Origin of the sequence: uncultured Thomasclavelia sp., assembly GCF_944324745.1 — a bacterium.
In the GTDB taxonomy this organism is placed as follows: Bacteria; Bacillota_I; Bacilli_A; order Erysipelotrichales; family Coprobacillaceae; genus Thomasclavelia.
The window spans coordinates 1-18,140 of the sequence record NZ_CALUXO010000092.1; the positions used below are offsets into that span (position 1 = coordinate 1).

At 31.3% G+C, this 18,140-nt stretch carries 18 protein-coding genes and 1 pseudogene; 16 read left to right on the top strand and 3 right to left on the bottom strand.

The features are described 5' to 3' along the window. The 11 genes and pseudogenes from Q0K54_RS12940 to Q0K54_RS12990 all read left to right on the top strand — a co-directional run. A pseudogene (locus Q0K54_RS12940) lies at positions 1-389 on the top strand (3-deoxy-7-phosphoheptulonate synthase); the annotation flags it as partial. A 20-nt stretch (positions 390-409) separates the two neighbouring features. After that, positions 410-1,468 carry a 3-dehydroquinate synthase gene (gene aroB / locus Q0K54_RS12945; protein WP_294581851.1) on the top strand — a complete coding sequence of 353 codons (1,059 nt, stop codon included), beginning with the start codon at positions 410-412 and terminating at the stop codon, positions 1,466-1,468. Between the two features lies 1 nt (position 1,469). After that, positions 1,470-2,750, top strand: coding sequence for a 3-phosphoshikimate 1-carboxyvinyltransferase (aroA, locus tag Q0K54_RS12950; RefSeq protein WP_294581852.1), 1,281 nt, complete (start codon positions 1,470-1,472; stop codon positions 2,748-2,750). Next, positions 2,728-3,798 carry a chorismate synthase gene (aroC, locus tag Q0K54_RS12955; protein WP_294581853.1) on the top strand — a complete coding sequence of 357 codons (1,071 nt, stop codon included), beginning with the start codon at positions 2,728-2,730 and terminating at the stop codon, positions 3,796-3,798. The genes aroA and aroC overlap by 23 nt, the downstream gene beginning before the upstream one ends. A 3-nt stretch (positions 3,799-3,801) precedes the next feature. Continuing rightward, the gene (pheA, locus tag Q0K54_RS12960) at positions 3,802-4,920 is read left to right on the top strand and encodes a prephenate dehydratase (protein WP_294581855.1); all 1,119 of its coding nucleotides are present in this window, start codon (positions 3,802-3,804) and stop codon (positions 4,918-4,920) included. A 9-nt stretch (positions 4,921-4,929) separates the two neighbouring features. Next, positions 4,930-5,433 (top strand): shikimate kinase, encoded by a 504-nt coding sequence (locus Q0K54_RS12965; RefSeq protein ID WP_294581857.1) that lies wholly within the window; start codon positions 4,930-4,932, stop codon positions 5,431-5,433. Positions 5,434-5,547: 114 nt separating this feature from the next. Then, a complete protein-coding gene (locus Q0K54_RS12970) occupies positions 5,548-5,952 on the top strand; it encodes a GNAT family N-acetyltransferase (protein ID WP_294581859.1) in 405 nt (134 codons plus the stop codon). 10 nt (positions 5,953-5,962) lie between these two features. After that, a complete protein-coding gene (locus Q0K54_RS12975) occupies positions 5,963-7,099 on the top strand; it encodes an exonuclease SbcCD subunit D (RefSeq protein ID WP_294581861.1) in 1,137 nt (378 codons plus the stop codon). After that, entirely contained in the window at positions 7,089-10,124 is a 3,036-nt protein-coding gene (locus Q0K54_RS12980) for an AAA family ATPase (RefSeq protein ID WP_294581863.1), read from the top strand. Before Q0K54_RS12975 ends, Q0K54_RS12980 begins: the two co-directional genes overlap by 11 nt. Positions 10,125-10,190: 66 nt before the next feature. Then, complete coding sequence (gene proS, locus Q0K54_RS12985) at positions 10,191-11,627, top strand: proline--tRNA ligase (protein WP_374011465.1); 1,437 nt, start codon at positions 10,191-10,193, stop codon at positions 11,625-11,627. 115 nt (positions 11,628-11,742) lie between these two features. Then, entirely contained in the window at positions 11,743-12,636 is an 894-nt protein-coding gene (locus Q0K54_RS12990; protein WP_294581865.1) for a haloacid dehalogenase-like hydrolase, read from the top strand. A gap of 35 nt (positions 12,637-12,671) precedes the next feature. On the opposite strand, the gene Q0K54_RS12995 is transcribed toward Q0K54_RS12990, so the two are convergent. Further along, positions 12,672-13,262, bottom strand: a complete 591-nt coding sequence (locus Q0K54_RS12995) for a peptidylprolyl isomerase (RefSeq protein ID WP_294581867.1) — start codon at positions 13,260-13,262, stop codon at positions 12,672-12,674. 164 nt (positions 13,263-13,426) lie between these two features. On the opposite strand from Q0K54_RS12995, the gene Q0K54_RS13000 reads away from it, so the two are divergent. From Q0K54_RS13000 to Q0K54_RS13015, 4 genes are all read left to right on the top strand, one after another. After that, positions 13,427-14,236 carry a pyridoxamine kinase gene (locus Q0K54_RS13000; RefSeq protein ID WP_294581869.1) on the top strand — a complete coding sequence of 270 codons (810 nt, stop codon included), beginning with the start codon at positions 13,427-13,429 and terminating at the stop codon, positions 14,234-14,236. 15 nt (positions 14,237-14,251) lie between these two features. Continuing rightward, entirely contained in the window at positions 14,252-14,896 is a 645-nt protein-coding gene (locus Q0K54_RS13005; protein WP_294581871.1) for a TatD family nuclease-associated radical SAM protein, read from the top strand. Positions 14,897-14,953: 57 nt separating this feature from the next. After that, positions 14,954-15,688: a tyrosine-protein phosphatase gene (locus Q0K54_RS13010; protein WP_294581872.1), complete on the top strand. Its 735-nt coding sequence runs from the start codon at positions 14,954-14,956 to the stop codon at positions 15,686-15,688. 68 nt (positions 15,689-15,756) lie between these two features. After that, positions 15,757-16,164 carry an MG284/MPN403 family protein gene (locus Q0K54_RS13015; protein WP_294581874.1) on the top strand — a complete coding sequence of 136 codons (408 nt, stop codon included), beginning with the start codon at positions 15,757-15,759 and terminating at the stop codon, positions 16,162-16,164. Positions 16,165-16,213: 49 nt separating this feature from the next. Here the strand turns inward: Q0K54_RS13015 and Q0K54_RS13020 are convergent, their stop codons facing one another. Continuing rightward, positions 16,214-16,684: a TspO/MBR family protein gene (locus tag Q0K54_RS13020; protein ID WP_294581876.1), complete on the bottom strand. Its 471-nt coding sequence runs from the start codon at positions 16,682-16,684 to the stop codon at positions 16,214-16,216. A gap of 141 nt (positions 16,685-16,825) precedes the next feature. Between Q0K54_RS13020 and Q0K54_RS13025 the strand changes: the two genes are divergently transcribed. Beyond that, entirely contained in the window at positions 16,826-17,581 is a 756-nt protein-coding gene (locus Q0K54_RS13025) for an exodeoxyribonuclease III (protein WP_294581878.1), read from the top strand. A gap of 156 nt (positions 17,582-17,737) precedes the next feature. On the opposite strand, the gene Q0K54_RS13030 is transcribed toward Q0K54_RS13025, so the two are convergent. Beyond that, the gene (locus Q0K54_RS13030; RefSeq protein ID WP_294581880.1) at positions 17,738-18,121 is read right to left on the bottom strand and encodes a CoA-binding protein; all 384 of its coding nucleotides are present in this window, start codon (positions 18,119-18,121) and stop codon (positions 17,738-17,740) included. Between the last annotated feature and the right edge of the window lie 19 nt (positions 18,122-18,140).

An 18,140-nucleotide genomic window follows, 5' to 3' on the forward strand; every position in this document is an offset into this window, starting at 1 on the left:
GATTGAGTGCTACATTCGAAGAATGGATCATGTCAGCTGAATATATCATGGCTAGTGGTAACCCAAATGTCATTTTATGTGAACGAGGAATTAGAACATTTGAAAGCTATACTAGAAACACATTAGACTTACAGGCGATACCAGTAATCAAGAAATTGACACATTTACCAATAGTAGTGGATCCAAGTCATGCTGGAGGAAAATGGTGGTTAGTTGAACCAATGGCCAAGGCAGCCATAGCTGCAGGAGCAGATGGATTGATGGTAGAAGTTCATAATGATCCAGAAAAAGCTTTATGTGATGGACCACAATCATTAAGACCAGAAAAATATGAAAAATTAATTAAACAAGTTGCTCAGATTGCACCAGTTGTTGGTAAAAAATTATAATTAATTAAGGAGATGTAGCGATGGAATTAAAAGTATCTTTAAAAGAAAACAGTTATCCAATTTATATTGAAAAAGGAATATTAAGTCAAGCTAATCAATATATTAAACAAATATATCAAGGAAATAAGATCATGATTATTTCAGATGATCAGGTTTATAGTTATTATGGGAATTTACTAACTACAGTATTACAAAATGATTATCTAGTTGATCATGTAACAGTTCCTCATGGAGAACAATCAAAACGGTTTGATATTTTGCCATCGCTATATAAAGCGTTATTAGACTTCAAACTGACCAGAACTGATTTGATCATTGCCTTAGGTGGCGGAGTGATTGGTGATTTAGCAGGATTTGTGGCTGCAACTTATCTTAGAGGAATCAAATTTGTCCAAATTCCAACATCTTTACTTGCTCAAGTGGATTCTTCAGTTGGGGGTAAAGTTGCGGTTGATTTACCTGCAGGAAAGAATTTAGTGGGGGCTTTTTATCATCCTAAAATGGTCTTGATTGATCCAGAAACTTTAAAAACATTACCAGAACGGTTTGTTTATGATGGAATGGCTGAAGTAATCAAATATGGCTGTATCAAGGACAAAGCACTTTTTGATCAATTAAATAGTTACGATAATTTTGAGGCCTTATATCAAGATATTGATAAAATTATTTATCGTTGTGTCGATATAAAAAGAGATGTAGTTGAAAAAGATCAGTTTGATTTTGGAGATCGTTTAGTGTTAAACTTTGGTCATACGTTAGGACACGCCTTGGAACAGTTTTACCATTATGAAAAATATTCTCATGGTGAAGCTGTGGCTATTGGGATGGTTCAATTAACTAAAATTGCTGAAGATAACGATTTGTCACCAAAGGGATTACACGTTAAAATACAGGAGTTATGTCAAAAATATCACTTGCCAACAGTTAGTCATGTAAAAACAGAACAACTGATTGAGGCTATTAGTTTGGATAAGAAAAATATTAATAAAAAACTCTCTTTAGTATTGTTGCACGATATTGGTGACAGCTATGTTTATCAAAGTGATTATTCATTAATTAAAGCAAAGGAACAGATATAAAATGACGTCAATTAAAATTACACCAACTAAATTAAAAGGGACAATTCAGGTTCCTCCATCTAAATCACTGGCCCATCGGGCAATCATTGCTGCTAGTTTAGCCAAAGGGGAAAGTCGAATTGATAATATTGAGTATTCTAAAGATATTCAGGCGACGATAAAAGCAATGGAATCATTAGGAACTAAGATCAAACAATATGATGATTATTTAATTATCGATGGTTCTACTACTTATACCAAAAAACAATCATTTATTGATTGTGAGGAATCGGGATCAACGTTACGATTCATGGTACCAATTTCTATTGTAAATGAAAATCAAGTTCATTTTACTGGACGTGGTAATTTAGGTAAACGACCATTAGATACTTATTATCATATTTTTGATTTGCAAAATATTCATTATACTTATCACAAAGATATTCTTGATTTACATATTGAAGGAAAATTACTGCCAGGTAATTTTGAAATTCCTGGCAATATTTCCTCACAATTTATTACGGGATTGCTATTTGCACTGCCGTTATTGGATGGAGATTCAACAATTACTATTACTTCACCGTTAGAGTCTAAAGGTTATATTGATTTGACATTACAAGTTTTAAATCAATTTGGAATAAAAGTAATTAATCATAATTATGAAACATTTACTATTACTGGTAATCAAACATATCACGCTCATGATTATCGCGTTGAAGCAGATTTTTCTCAAGCAGCGTTCTTTTTAGTGGCTGGGGCTTTAGGTAGTGAGGTAACTTTGGCAGATTTGAATTTAGATTCACTGCAAGGCGATAAGATGATCTTAGATTATCTAAAAGCCATGGGAGCTAAAATTGAACAAAATTCCCAGGGGATTCAAGTAAGAGCTGAAACATTAAAAGCAATCGAAGTCGATGCCAGTCAATGCCCTGATGTTATTCCTGTTTTAGCAGTTGGCTTATCATTGGCTGAAGGTGAAAGTCAAGTTATTAATGCTGGAAGACTACGGATTAAAGAATGTGATCGAATTGAAGCAACCACTTCGCAAATTAATCAAATTGGGGGACAGATTGTTGAGTTACCAGAAGGTATGGAAATTACTGGGGTAGATTATTTTACTGGTGGTAATTGTTGTACTTATAATGATCATCGCATCGCCATGATGCTAGCAATTGCAGCTACTAGAGCTAAAAAACCAATCGTTTTAGATAACAAAGAATGTGTTGCAAAATCTTATCCAAGTTTTTGGGAAGATTATCAGTCATTAGGAGGGATTGTTGATGTCATCGACATGGAAAAATAAGATTGAAATAACGATATTTGGTGAATCACATGGAAAAGCAATTGGAATTGTTTTAGGAAATATGCCTAGTGGCATCAAGATTGATTTTGATTTTGTTGCTCATGAGATGAAAAGAAGAGCACCTGGTCAAGATAAAATGTCTACCAGTCGTAAAGAGGCAGATCAAGTGGAAATTATCAGTGGTTTACAAGATGGAATTACTACCGGAGCGCCACTTTGTGCTATGATTTATAATAGTGATCAGCACTCTAAAGATTATTCAATCTTAAAAGAAAAAATGCGTCCTGGCCATAGTGATTATCCAGCTTATGTTAAATATCATGGCTTTAATGATGTCCGTGGGGGCGGTCATTTTTCAGGCCGGATTACGGCTCCAATTGTTTTTGCCGGTGCTGTGGCAAAAATAATCTTAGCGCAAAAAGGAATCCATGTAGGAGCCCATATTTTAAGTATCAAAGATGTCTATGATGAATATTTTGATCAACGTCTATCATTAGAAACCTTAGATTATTTATCAAAACAACATTATCCTGTTTTAAATCAGGATATTTATCCAAAAATGATCGATACTGTGGATCAAGCTAGAATGAGTCTTAATTCTGTTGGTGGAAAAGTTGAATGTGCTATTATTGGTTTAAAAGCCGGTTATGGAGATCCATTCTTTGATTCGATTGAAAGCCATTTATCGAGCTTACTTTTTTCAATTCCAGCTGTTAAATCTGTGGCCTTTGGAAATGATAGAATCAGTGAATTGTATGGCAGTGAAGCAAATGATTGCTATTACTTTGACGATAATGATCAGGTACAAACTACCACTAATAACAACGGAGGTATAATTGGTGGGATATCTAATGGAATGCCTATTGTGTTTAATGTTGCCATTAAACCAACTCCATCAATTGGTCAAAAACAAACGACTATCGATGTTTTACATCATCAAAATACAACTTTAGAAATTAAAGGTCGTCATGATCCTTGTATTGTTTTTCGGGCAACTGTAGTTGTTGAAGCAATGGCGGCACTGGCAATTTTAGATTTAGTGAGGTAAAAGATGAAAGATTTAAAACAATGTCGAAAAGAAATAGATGAAATTGATCAACAGTTGATTAAATTATTTGAACAGCGAATGAGTCTTAGTAAAGAAGTCGTTACTTATAAATTAGCTCATGATTTAGAAATCTTTCAACCGCAGCGCGAACATGAAGTAATTGAAAAAAATGTCGGCCGCCTAAAAAATTCTAAACTTCAAGAGTATGCTCGCGAGTTTGTTCAAGATATAATGGATGTTGGAAAAAGCTATCAGGCAACTTTTATTCCGTTAAAGGACGTTTATCATCTAGCGACTCGTAAAAGTGGTCCGATTAAAGTGGGATATGCAGGTGTACCCGGTGCTTTTGCTCATCAGGCGATGTTAGAATATTTTGGTGATGTTGATAATTGTAATTATGAAAATTTTAAAGACGTTTACGAGGCTTTAAAAAATGATCAAATTGATTATGGAATCGTGCCATTAGAAAATTCATCAACTGGAGCTATTAATGATAATTATGATTTAGTTCGTGATTATGATTTTTATATCGTTGGGGAACACAGTGTAGCCATCACTCAGCATCTACTAGGTATTAAAGGGGCGAAGCTTAGCGATATCAAAGATGTTTATAGTCATCCCCAAGGAATTATGCAATCATCTAATTTTATTAGTGAGCATCCATCAATTACCACTCATGATTTCTCTAATACGGCTGCAGCAGCTAAATTTGTCAGTGAAAGTCATGATATTACTAAAGGGGCTATCGCTAGTAAGATTGCTGCTAGTTTATATAATTTAGATGTCATAGCAGAAAATATTCATAATGAACAAACCAACAATACTCGATTTATTATTTTTGGTAAGCAATTAGAAGATCATCAAAACACTGACCGAGTCAGCATTGTCTTTACATTAGAACATCAGGTTGGTAGTTTATCAGGAATCTTGAAAACTATTAAAGATCACCATATTAATTTATCAAGAATTGAATCACGGCCAATTAAAGATAAGTATTGGCAATATTATTTTTATATTGATTTTGAAGGTAGTTTACATGATGATAATGTTAAACTGGCAATAGAACAGATGAAAACTAAATGTTTGACATTACGAGTTATTGGAAATTATCAGCACGCTTAGGGGGTTAAAATGAAAAATATTGTTCTAATAGGTATCATGGGTTGTGGTAAGACTACAATTTCTAAAATGCTTGGTGAAAAACTTGGCTGGCCAGTTATTGATATCGATGAATATATCGTTGATAAATTTAATCAGACTATCAATGAGATGTTTGATGTTAGTGAAGCTTATTTTCGAAATAATGAAACAGAATGTTGTAAAGAATTAGCGTCACTACATGGTCATGTTATTTCTACTGGTGGTGGTGTCATTTTAAAATCAGAAAATATTGAATATTTAAAAAGTAACGGCATCATAATTTATATTGACCGTCCGATTGAAAATATTGTAGAAGATGTTCATGTCGCATCACGCCCTTTATTAAAAGAAGGACCACAGAAACTTTATGATTTAGATAAACAAAGACATCAGTTATATTTAGATGCTTGTGATTATCATTTAATCAATGATGGCACGTTAGAAGAAATAGTTGATGAAATTATTTCAATTTCTAGTTCAATGGTAGTAAAATGATAGTATTCAAATTACTACCATTTTTATATCTTTAAAAATAATACCAACTATTAAGTGTTATTAACATAGCAGTGGTCTTTGAAAGTATGTTATAATGTCAAATAGGTGATTATGATGAAATTAGTAAAACAGACTTATGTAAATCAAGGGTTGCCGAAAGGATGGAAACCCTATTATATTTATTTAATTGAAGTAGCAACAAAAATAGTCGGGAAAATTGTTTTGCGTGAAGGAACGAATGAGGAACGCTATTATGATGGTCATATTGGCTATACGATTGAACCAGAATACCGAGGACATCATTATGCTTATCAGGCAGTAATGTTAATTAAACCAATTGCTAAAGAATTAGGATTTAATGAATTAATAATAACCTGCTCACCTGATAATATTGCCTCTAAAAAGACAATAAAAAAATTACATGCCCAATATTTAGAAACTAAAGCGATTCCGAAACAATATTATAAAGACTTTAAAGACGATGAAAGAATAAAAGAAATATATTTATTAAAATTATAGGAGTGATATGATGAGATTTGTGCATATAGGCGATATTCATTTAGGAAAGATGATCTATCAGCAAAATTTACTAGAGATTCAAAGTGATTTGCTTGACCAGGTTTGCCAATATCTAATCGATAATAACATTGATGTTTTAGTGATGGCTGGTGATATTTATGATCGAAGTATTCCTAGTGGTGAAGCAGTAACAGTATTAAATGAATTTTTAACCAAAGTAGTCTTACAGCATCATAAAAAAGTTCTTATGATTGCTGGTAATCATGATAGTGCCAGTCGCTTAAGTTTTGTTAGTGGTTTGTTAAAACAAGAAGGGTTATATATAGAAGCATATCCGGCAAAAAAAATTAAACCGATAGTTATTGATGGTGTTAATTTTTATTTAGTACCGTTTTTCAAACCATCCTATATTCGTTATTTATATAATGATGATAAAATTACGACTTATCAAGAAGCTTTCGCTACTTATCTAAAAAACCAGGACATTGATTTTAATCAAACTAATGTGTTAATAACACATCAATTTATAGCTGGTAATCATGAGCTTGTTCGTAGTGAAAGTGAGGCTATTTTAAATGTTGGTGGCAGTGAGATCATTGATGTTTCATTGATCAAGCAGTTTGATTATGTGGCTTTAGGACATCTTCATGCCAGCCAAAAAGTATCGAAAGATACTATTCGTTATAGCGGTAGTTTAATGGCATATTCTTTTGATGAAACTGATCAGAAAAAAAGTATTGTTGATGTAACGATCAATGATAAAGAAACTACTTTTAAATTAGTTTCTTTAAAGCCAAAACAGAATCTAATTAAGATTAAGGGAAAATTTGCTGATTTGATGGCTGATGATTATCCAAGTAATCATCATGATTTTATTGCCGTTGAATTAGAAGATCAAACTTTGATTCCTAATGCTATTGACTATTTGCGAACTAAATTTATGAATATTCTACAAATTACTTATGCAAGATTAAATACTTTAGAAAATACTAATAATTTAACTAAGGCTGATTCAGGATTTGAAAAATTAAATTCGGTAGAATTATTTGAACAGTTTTATCAAAAAATCAAAGGTGAAAACTTAAGTGATCAGGCTAAACAGATAATTACGGATATCTTAGCAGGAGGTGATGAAAATGCTGCCTAAAACATTAGTCATGTCGGCTTTTGGTCCTTATCATCAAATGGTAAAAATTAATTTTGAATCATTTTATGATAATGGTTTATTTTTAATTACAGGTCCGACTGGAGCAGGAAAAACGATGATTTTTGATGCTATTATGTTTGCTTTATATGGTGTTTCTAGTGGTAGTGAGCGTAGTAGTGAACAGTTTCGTAGTGATCAGGCAGCAGTTGATACACCAACTTTTGTCGAACTGGAATTTGTATTGCATCATCAAATTTATTATGTAAAACGTAATCCTAGATATATGCTTCCCGGAAGAAAAACTCCTAAACAGCCTAGTGCTCTATTAAAACTTCCTGATGGCAAATTGATAGAAGGAGTCAAAGAAGTTAATGCGAAGATTAAAAATTTATTAGGTATTGATGATAAGCAATTTAAACAAATTGTTATGATTGCTCAAGGTGAGTTTACTAAGCTGATTTATGCAACTAGTGATGACCGAGAACGAGTTTTAAGAAATTTATTTAAAACCGATCAGCTCGAATATTTACAAGAAAAGTTAAAAGAAAAAGTTAAGGATTATAAAACGAAATATGATTTGTTATTTAAGCAACGTGATTTATTTTATCAAAATCTCCATTTAGATGATCAAAGTGCAGATTTGAATGAATATTTAAAACAAGCAAGTAAACAATTAGATAAGACATGTAAAACTAATGAAACTTTACAACAACAATTAAATGAGATTAATCAAAAATATAATTTTCATGTATTAATCAATGAACGTTTTGAACAGTTGACTTCTTTGAAGGTTAAACAAAAACAATATCAAGAGCAGCAACAATATTATCTACAATTAAAAAAACAAATTGATGATTTGAAAAAAGCCCAGCTGTTAAAAAATGATTATATTCAAACAACTAATAGTCTACAGAAAACCAAACAACTTCAAATACAATTAGAACAAACAAGCCAAAAACTAGATGAAAATAAATCAAAATTAGTCATTCAGGAACAAGAATACCAAAAAATTCCCGAATATCGAAATCAATTATCGAATAAACAGATAGAATTAAAACAACAATTAGAAACAAAAACATTATTTATCGATTATCAAAATGATCTTAAGCAACAGACTAAATTAGAAAAATTATGTCAGGATTTAACAAACCAAAATACCAAATTAGAAAATAAATTACAGAAATATCAAAAAGTCATTGAAAAAGATAGTAAGAATATTTCTAGATTAGATTCGTTAAAAACAAAATATGAATTAGCAAATCAAGAATATGAAAAAATGCATCGTAAAAAACTTGAAATTCATGCTTTAAATAGCGAGTATGATAATTATGTTTTAGCAGACTATAATTGTTGTGAGCTAAGAGAAAAATACGAAGAAGTTGAAAAGACTTACCAAAATGAAAAGAAAAAATATGATGATATCGAGCGTCGTTATCGGCTTAGTCAGGCTGGAATTTTAGCCAGTCAGCTGCAAGATAACCAACCTTGTCCCGTTTGTGGTGCTTTGCATCATCCCGCACCAGCCAAATATGAAGAAGGTGCTTTAATTGATCATGAAGATCTAAAACAGGCTAAACAAGTTTTTGAACGGTTTCGAAAACAACATGACGAAGTTTTTAATGATTTAATGTTAAAACAACAAGAAACCGAATTATTAAAAAAGCATTTGGATGAAGATGCTATGAGACTGGGAATTGAAGATGAATTAGGTAAAGAGGTATTTATTCGTGTATTAGGTTCGATCAATCAAAATGAAAAGCAATTACTGGAAGATGGTAAGAAGATCAATGAGGAGATTATCTATTTAAAGAAATTACAAAAAAGTATTGTTAAATATCAAGAAGATGTTACTTTATTACAACAAAATATTTTGAAAAATCAAAATCAGTTAAATGAATATTCTGCAAAAGTTAATCAAATTATCGGTCGTAATGTTAAAAACGAATACTTACAGCGATATAGTTTAGAAAAAATAGAAAATCAAATTGATCTATTAAATCAAGAAATTTCTAAAATTAATAAATTTATTGATAAAACTAATAGACAATATTTAGAAACTAAAGAAATTGTCTTGCAGTTGGATTTGCAATATCAAAATATTGAAAAACAGTTAGGGGAAGAAAAGAAAAAGTATCAGGAATACCTTAATGAATATACCAAAAAACTGCAGCAATATTTTTTACAAGAAAAAGATTTTCTTGAAATTATTGATTTGATTTCCCAATTAGAAACTAAAGAAAAACAATATCAGGATTATTTAGTAACTACCAAGAGTTTAAATACTCAAATTGAACACTTGGAAAATGAATTAAAAGAGAAAAAAATGGTTGATTTAAAAGGGTATCAAGATAAAATTAATGAATTAAATTTACAGGTCGAGCAATCAACTAAAACTTTAAATGAACAAAAAGCTAATTTTTATCATTTAAAAAATACGATTGAAAATATTTTGACAATAGACCAGCAGTTAGCTAAAAACCATGAAGAATATCAATGCTATCTCGATTTAAGTGAAATTGCTTCGGGTAAAAATGAGTATCGAATCTCGTTTGAACGTTATGTTTTAGCAGCTTATTTTGAAAATATTTTGTATTATGCCAATGTATTATTAAAAAGAATGTCTCAAGGCCGTTATCAATTGTATCGTCGTGATAATCGTTCTAAAGGAGCTGGTAAACAGGGGTTAGAATTAGATATTTTAGACATGGAAAGTGGCATGCTTAGAGATGTCAAGACTCTTTCAGGTGGTGAGTCGTTTAAAGCAGCTTTGTCACTGGCACTAGGATTATCGAAAATGATTCAAGATCATGCTGGAGGGATTGAACTAAATACTTTGTTTATTGATGAGGGATTTGGCTCTTTAGATAGTCAATCTTTAGATCAGGCAATCAATTGTTTAGTAGATTTACAACAAGAAGGTAAGCTGATTGGAATTATTTCGCATGTAACGGAATTAAAAGAAAGAATTGATCAAAAGATTGTTTTAACTAGATTGAATAAAGAAACTAAGATTACTATTGAATAACTAGCTTGCCAAACAGAGCGTTTAATAGTAAAATAGTTGCAGATTATAATGAAATGAGGAGAAATAATGAGTAATAAGAAAAATGATGCTATAACTGCAATGGAAGATGACTTTGCCCAATGGTATACTGATGTTTGCCGTAAAGCGGAATTAATGGATTATAGTAGTATCAAGGGATTTATCATTTATCGTCCTTACAGCTATGCAATGTGGGAAATGATCCAACAGTATATGGATAAAAAATTTAAGGAAACTGGTCACGAAAATGTTTATATGCCGTTGTTGATTCCCCAATCATTATTACAGAAAGAATCTGATCACGTTGAGGGGTTTGCTCCTGAATGTGCTGTAGTTACTAAAGGGGGATATGATGATTTGGAAGAGAATTTATTAATTCGTCCAACATCAGAAACATTATTTTGTGAACATTATGCCAAAATCATCAACTCTTATCGAGATTTACCTAAATTATACAATCAATGGTGTTCTGTTGTCCGTTGGGAGAAAACAACAAGACCATTTTTACGCGGATCTGAATTTTTATGGCAAGAAGGGCATACCGTTCATGCCACTGAAGAAGATGCTATAAATGAAACTTTGCAGATGATAAAAATCTATGAAGATACGGCTCGTGATTTATTAGCTATTCCAATGGTTACTGGTCGTAAAACTGAAAAAGAAAAATTTGCTGGTGCTGAAGCTACCTATACAATTGAAGCTTTAATGCATGATGGAAAAGCATTACAATCAGGAACCAGCCACTATTTTGGTCAAGGATTTGCCAAAGCTTTTGATATGAAATTTTTAACTCGTGAAAATAAGTTAGAATATGTATATCAAACATCATGGGGTATTTCTACCCGTTTGATTGGAGCTATCATTATGGTTCATGGTGATAATAATGGTTTAGTTTTACCACCAAGAGTAGCCCCAATTCAAGTAATGATCATTCCAATTCAGCAACAAAAACCAGGAGTACTAGATAAAGCTAATGAAATTATGCAACAGTTAAAAGATGCTGGTATTCGTGTTAAAGTTGATGCTAGTGATAAAACACCAGGATGGAAATTCTCTGATGCCGAAATGCGCGGTATTCCTTTAAGACTTGAAATTGGACCACGAGATATTCAAAATAATACTTGTGTTATTGCCAAAAGAAATGATGGTATCAAAGCTAACTATACTTTAGATGATAATTTATCAGACACTATTAAACAGCTATTAGATCAAATTCATGATGAAATGTATCAAAAAGCTTTAAAATTCCGTGATGAAAATATTCATCAGGCTAATACTTATGATGAATTTAAAGAAATTATCGCAAATAAAGGTGGTTACGTTAAGATGATGTGGTGTGGTGATGAAGAATGCGAAGTCAAGATCAAAAATGATACTACTGCTACTAGTCGCTGCATCAAAGAAGACGAAGAACCATTTGGTGATGTTTGCCCTGTTTGTGGTAAACCAGCTAAAAAAGTTGTTTACTTTGCTAAAGCATATTAAGATACGAAATTTTCGTATCTTTTTTTAGTTTTTGAAAAAAAGATAATAATGTTTCTTTATTCTATCGAAAGCGTTATAATATTAATATGAATTAGATATTTGGAGGAATTAAAAGATGAAGAGATTATTAAATTGTACTAGTAGTGAAGCACTAGCAATGAATGGTGCTGAATTAAAACAGTCAATTTTAGCATGTGAAGGAAGAACAGTTATGACAGAAACAGTGGTCGCTATTCCACCATTACTTGGAGATTTGACTAATGCCGAATTAGCTGTTTCATTTGGATCAGACATGGTTTTATTAAATGTGTTTGATTGTAATAATCCGGTTATCAACGGAATTGAAAATACTGATGAACCAGTAAAAGAATTAAAAAGATTAATTGGACGTCCTGTTGGTTGTAATTTGGAACCAATTGATTTGGATGCCAAAATGATGGAAACACGTCATGTTATTGCTAGTGGTCGTCAAGCAACTAAAGAAACAATTCAAAAAGCTCAAGAATTAGGATTTGATTTTATCTGTTTAACAGGAAATCCAGGAACTGGAGTTACTAATAAATCAATCGCTAAATGTATTAAAGTTGCTAAGGAAAATTTCAATGGTTTGATCATTGCTGGTAAGATGCATGCCGCTGGAGTAGATGAACCATTAGTTGATTTAGACAGTATTAAAGAATTTATTGATGCTGGAGCTGATGTTATTTTAATGCCTGCGGTAAATACTGTACCAGGATTAAGCGAACAAACATTAACTGAAGCTTGTCAATTTATTAAAAAACATGGTGCTTTATCTTTAAGTGCCATCGGAACGAGCCAAGAAGGTGCTGATGAACAAACAATTAGAGAAATTGCATTAATGAATAAACGCTGTGGTGTCGATATCCAACATATTGGTGATGCTGGATGGTGTGGAATGGCTTTACCAGAAAATATTATGGCATTATCAATTGCTATTCGCGGTAAACGTTGGACATATCATAAAATTGCTTCTTCAATCAACCGTTAAAAAAGGCTATTTGAGCAAATGCTCAAATAGCTTTTTTAATCGATCACTTTAATTGAAGTAATAACTGGCTGATTTTCTTTTAAGACCGTTCCATTACTATCAGTTACCGGAACTGTTGTTGCGATTTGATCAACAACATCCATACCTTCATAAACATAGCCAAAAACGGCATATTGACCATCTAGATATTCAGATGTTTGATGGACGATAAAAAATTGGGAACTAGCACTATCATAGTCAGATGAACGAGCCATTGAAATAGCTCCACGAGTATGTTTTAAAGGATTATCAACACCGTTTTCACTGAATTCTCCTTTAATCGTTTCATCAGAACCACCAGTTCCATCACCATTTGGATCGCCACCTTGAATCATAAAGCCATCAATGATTCGATGGAATGTTAGACCATCATAAAAACCATCATTAGCTAAATTAATGAAATTGGTAACGGTGATCGGTGCTTCATCAGCTTGCAATTCGACTTTAATGACACCATAATCTTGAACATCAATTTCAACATGATGATTTCCGCTTAATAATTCTTCACTGTCATCATTATTATTACTACAACCAGTAACACCAACTGCCAGCATCATAATAGTAATCAATGTTATTATTTTTTTCATTTAAACTACATCCTTTCTTGTTAATTATACAAAAAACTATAATCGATTGTCTATATCTACTTTAGTTTTTAAACATTTTTCTGTCTAGATAAAAATAGTGAAAACTGTCATGATTAAATGTATTAAATTTGTGTTAAAATATAAGACAATTAAGGAGGTTTGTGATGAAAAGAATTGCATTGATAAATGATGTGACGGGATATAGTCGTTGTTCAACGGCAGTTCAATTACCAGTGATTTCAGTAATGGGAATTGAATGTGTCTTTATCCCAACAGCAATATTATCGGTAAATACATATCATCCGGAGTATTATTTTGATGATTATACAGATCGGATGTCTGATTATATTTTAACTTATAAAAAAATGAAAGTAGCTTTTGATGGAATTGTAACTGGTTTTTTAGGATCAGCTAAGCAAATTGATATCGTAATTGATTTTTTTAAAACTTTTAAGCAACCAAATACGTTTATTTTAGTTGATCCGGTTATGGGTGATCATGGAAAGCTTTATACGACTTATACTAAAGAAATGCAGGCTAAAATGCGGGAACTAATTCCATATGCAACGATTATGACACCTAATTTGACAGAATTATATGCTCTGTTGCAAGAAGAATATGATGAAAATATTGATGCTCATCAATTGGAACAAATGTGCCAAAAATTATCTGATTTGGGACCAGAAAAAATAGTAGTTACGGGAATCAATCAAGATGATAATATTATAAATTTTGCCTATGATCGTAATCATGGTTATAAAATTATTAAAGTAAAACGAATCGGTGATGATCGTAGTGGGACTGGTGATTTAATCAGTGGTGTGATTGCTGGAAGTTACATGAATGGCTTAAGTTTTTTTGATTGTGTTCAAAAAGCGGCAGATTTTGCTTATAAGTGTATTGAATATAGTCAAAAAATTGGTGCTCATAATCATCTAGGATTATGTTTTGAGCCGTTTTTAAAAGAATTATAATAGGAGGAATTTTAAATGGTTATTTTATATACATTAAATAAAAACAGTTATATCGATATTAAAGAATTAGCTGATTATAGTGGTATTACCTGCTATGTTAATAGTACTAATCGTTGTAATTGTGCCTGTACGTTTTGTCTGCGTAATACTAAAGAGATGGCTGAAGAAAATTCTTTGTGGTTAGAAAAAGAACCCACAGTTAATCAAATCATTGATGAATTTAAAAAATATGATTTAAAAAAATTCAAAGAAGTAGTTTTCTGTGGTTTTGGAGAACCATTGATTCGTTACGATGATTTAATGGAGGTTGCTCGTTATCTAAAAGATAATCAAAAAGATCTGCCAATTAGAATTAATACTAATGGTTTAGCTAATGTCTATGCAAAACGTGATATTACTGCTGATTTCAAAGGATTGATCGATACAGTGTCAATTAGTTTAAATGCTCCTGACAAAGAAGAGTATTATCAGTTAACTAGAGCAGCATATGGTATTGAATCATTTGATCAGATGTTAGATTTTGCTTTTAAATGTAAAAGTTATGTTCCTAATGTTGTATTAACAGTGGTTGATATAATTGGCAAACAAAAGATTGCAGCCTGTCAAAAGATTGCTGATGATTTACAAGTTACACTGCGCGTACGTCCTTTTGAGGTTTAGAAATTTGTATCACTGGTTTAAATATGTTAAAATTAAGACCAGTGAGGTAAAAGAAAAATGATGCAATTAAGTAGACAAGAAAGATTATTAGATGTTGAAAGCATGACTAATATTCGTGATTTAGGTGGTTATGAGACACAAAATGGCTATTATACTAAAAGTCATAAATTTGTTCGTTCCACTAATCCTGGTCATTTATCAACTAAGGAAAAAGAGTATTTATATGATTATGGCATTCGAGTTCAAGTTGATTTGCGTAGCGATTTTGAACTAGAACAACAGCCAAGTGCTTTAAAAGGATACAAAGACATTGAATATTATCATGTTAATTTATTACAGGCCAAGAACTTGAATGTTTTGCCTAGTGAAATTAGAAATTATCATGATTTATCAGGTTTTTATATTTTTATGCTGGAATCTAATAAAGCCCAGTTTAAAGAAGTTTTTGAAATTTTTTATCAACATCCCTATAATGCGATATTATTTAACTGCTCGGCAGGTAAGGATCGTACTGGAGTTATTTCGGCTTTATTATTGGATTTAGTTGGATGTCATGAATATGATATTGTTAAAGATTACTCGGAATCTTATGAAAATAATCTTAAAGTTATGAGAAAATTGGAAGAATTGGTTGATGAAGATAATCGGGCTTTTTTGGAATCATCACCGAAGATGATGATGAAATTTTTAGATTATTTACGTGAAAACTATGGTAGTGCTAAAGAGTATTTAGTGCAATGTGGATTAGAAATTGACAAAATTGAAGAAATAATTGAAAATTTTACGATTTAAAGAAAAAAATAATTAATAAAAAGAAATTTCCTATTTGTCGATGTATAAGTTAAATAGGAGGTTTTTTTATGAAGAAAAATGGACAGCTAACGTTTAAACAGAAACAAGAAGCTGTTGAAAATTTATTTCGACAGTATCATCGAGCTAAATTAAAATTATTTTGTTTGGAGAATACATCTTATTATCCGACTGTTTCATCGAGTGTTATTCGAGAAACTAAAAGAACATATCGAAATAATTCGATTGCTGAAAGATTAAATCGTCGTATTGATGATAAAGATGATCTAAAAAATCTAATTGCGGCTTTTGAAATAGTAATCAATGCCCTTTCACCTGAAAGTCAAATTATTATTAATAACGAATTTATTCTAAGAAAAGATAGCAATTGGTGGAACGATTATTATAGTCGGGCGACATATTATCGGATGAAAACTAGAGCATTAGAAGAAATATTGTTTTATGTTAATATTTCTTAAAGAACAAAATTACCCCATTATTTAAATTAAAATAGTGGGGCATATGTTTTTAATTATGGATGAAGATCCAAAAATTTAGATAAAGGGCAAATAATGTCCAGGCTAGATAAGGAAGCAATAAATAAGCAGACAGTGGCTTGATTGGATATGAAAGTCTAATTAATAAAATTATTAAAATATTTAAAACTAATAAAATAACTAAAGCTAATAAGTAGTTTTGATAGTTGAAAAAAGTAATGGGCCAGGAAAAATTAATTAGTAATTGGAAATAATAAATAATCAGAGCTGTCTCTTTATTTGGATGGTCGCTGCGATGCAACAGATAACTGGAAGTACCCATTAAGATATATAAAATACTCCAAACGATGGGAAAAATAAACCCTGGTGGTGCTAAATCAGGCTTATTAATATTTTGGTACAACGACATGGAATTATAGGTAACTAAAGCGCTGAGACCACCAACTCCTAAAGCAATGATAATATTTAGAATTAAATATTTATATTTTTTCAATTCGATCACCGTTATTATTATAGACAAAATAATAAAAAATATGTGTTTAAGCAATTAAAAGATAAAATAATGTTAAATATTTTCTAAATTAGAAAAAAATCACTTCTACATGGAAAGGCTTTCATGTATAATGGTAACAGAGGTAAGAAAATGAAATTAATATCATGGAATGTAAATGGAATTAGAGCTTGTATTAATAAAGGATTTTATGACGTTTTGACTAACAGTCAAGCTGATATCTTTTGTGTTCAGGAAACCAAGATGCAGGAAGGTCAAATTGAAATTGAAAAACATGGCTATCATACGTATATGAACAGTGCTGTTAAAAAAGGGTATAGTGGAACTTTGGTTTTTAGTAAAGTTAAACCCTTAAATTGTCATTATGGAATATACAAGGAAGAACATGATCAAGAAGGACGGGTAGTAACTTTAGAATATGAAAATTTTTATTTAGTCAATTGTTATACCCCTAATAGCCAGACTGAGTTAAAACGACTAGATTATCGTATGCAATGGGAAGATGACTTTTTAAATTATCTAAATTCTTTAAAAGCCAACAAGCCAGTAATTCTTTGTGGTGATTTAAATGTCGCACATCAAGAAATAGACTTAAAAAATCCTAAAACTAATCGTAAAAACGCTGGTTTTACTGATGAAGAACGAGCAAAGATGACACAATTGTTAAATAATGGATATATTGATACTTTCCGTTATCTATACCCAGATAAAACCGGAATCTATTCATGGTGGTCATATCGTTTTAACGCGCGTAAGAATAATGCAGGATGGCGGATTGACTATTTTATTGTTTCTGATGATTTAAAAGATTCAATTAAAGAAGCTTATATCTATACTGATATAATGGGAAGTGATCATTGTCCTGTAGGATTAGAAATAGATTTATAGTGGTGTAAAGGAGAAATTGCAAGATGACACCAATAACTTTATTAGCAGTCTATATTCTTTTAGGTTTAGTAACTTTTTTTCTAATGTGTGTCTTTTATCAAAAAATCAAAAAATAACAAATGCAATCAGGCAACTGATTGCATTTTATCGCTATAGTTATAATTTTTCACTTTCAACGAGAACACAATTTGGGTAATATTCTAAATTATATCTTTTAATTAAATCAATTAGATTATCATCATAGGTACCTGGTTGCAACCAGATTTTATCAATCTTTAAATTATGACACTCTACAACATAATCCTTGCCAAATTTTGGACTAACAACAAAGACAGCAACATCGACCTTTTGGTTGATGGCTGTTAAATTAGGGTAAGTTGTCTCGTCATCTATTTCCTTATAAATTGGAGATACTCCATAAACAGTTTTTCCTAATTTTTTTAGACATTGATAAATTTTGTAACCGTATTTTTCTTGATTGGTAGTAACTCCAATCACGGCAAAGTTTTGATATTGGTTTAATACATCTTTTGCTTCCATACTCTTTCTCCTTATCTTT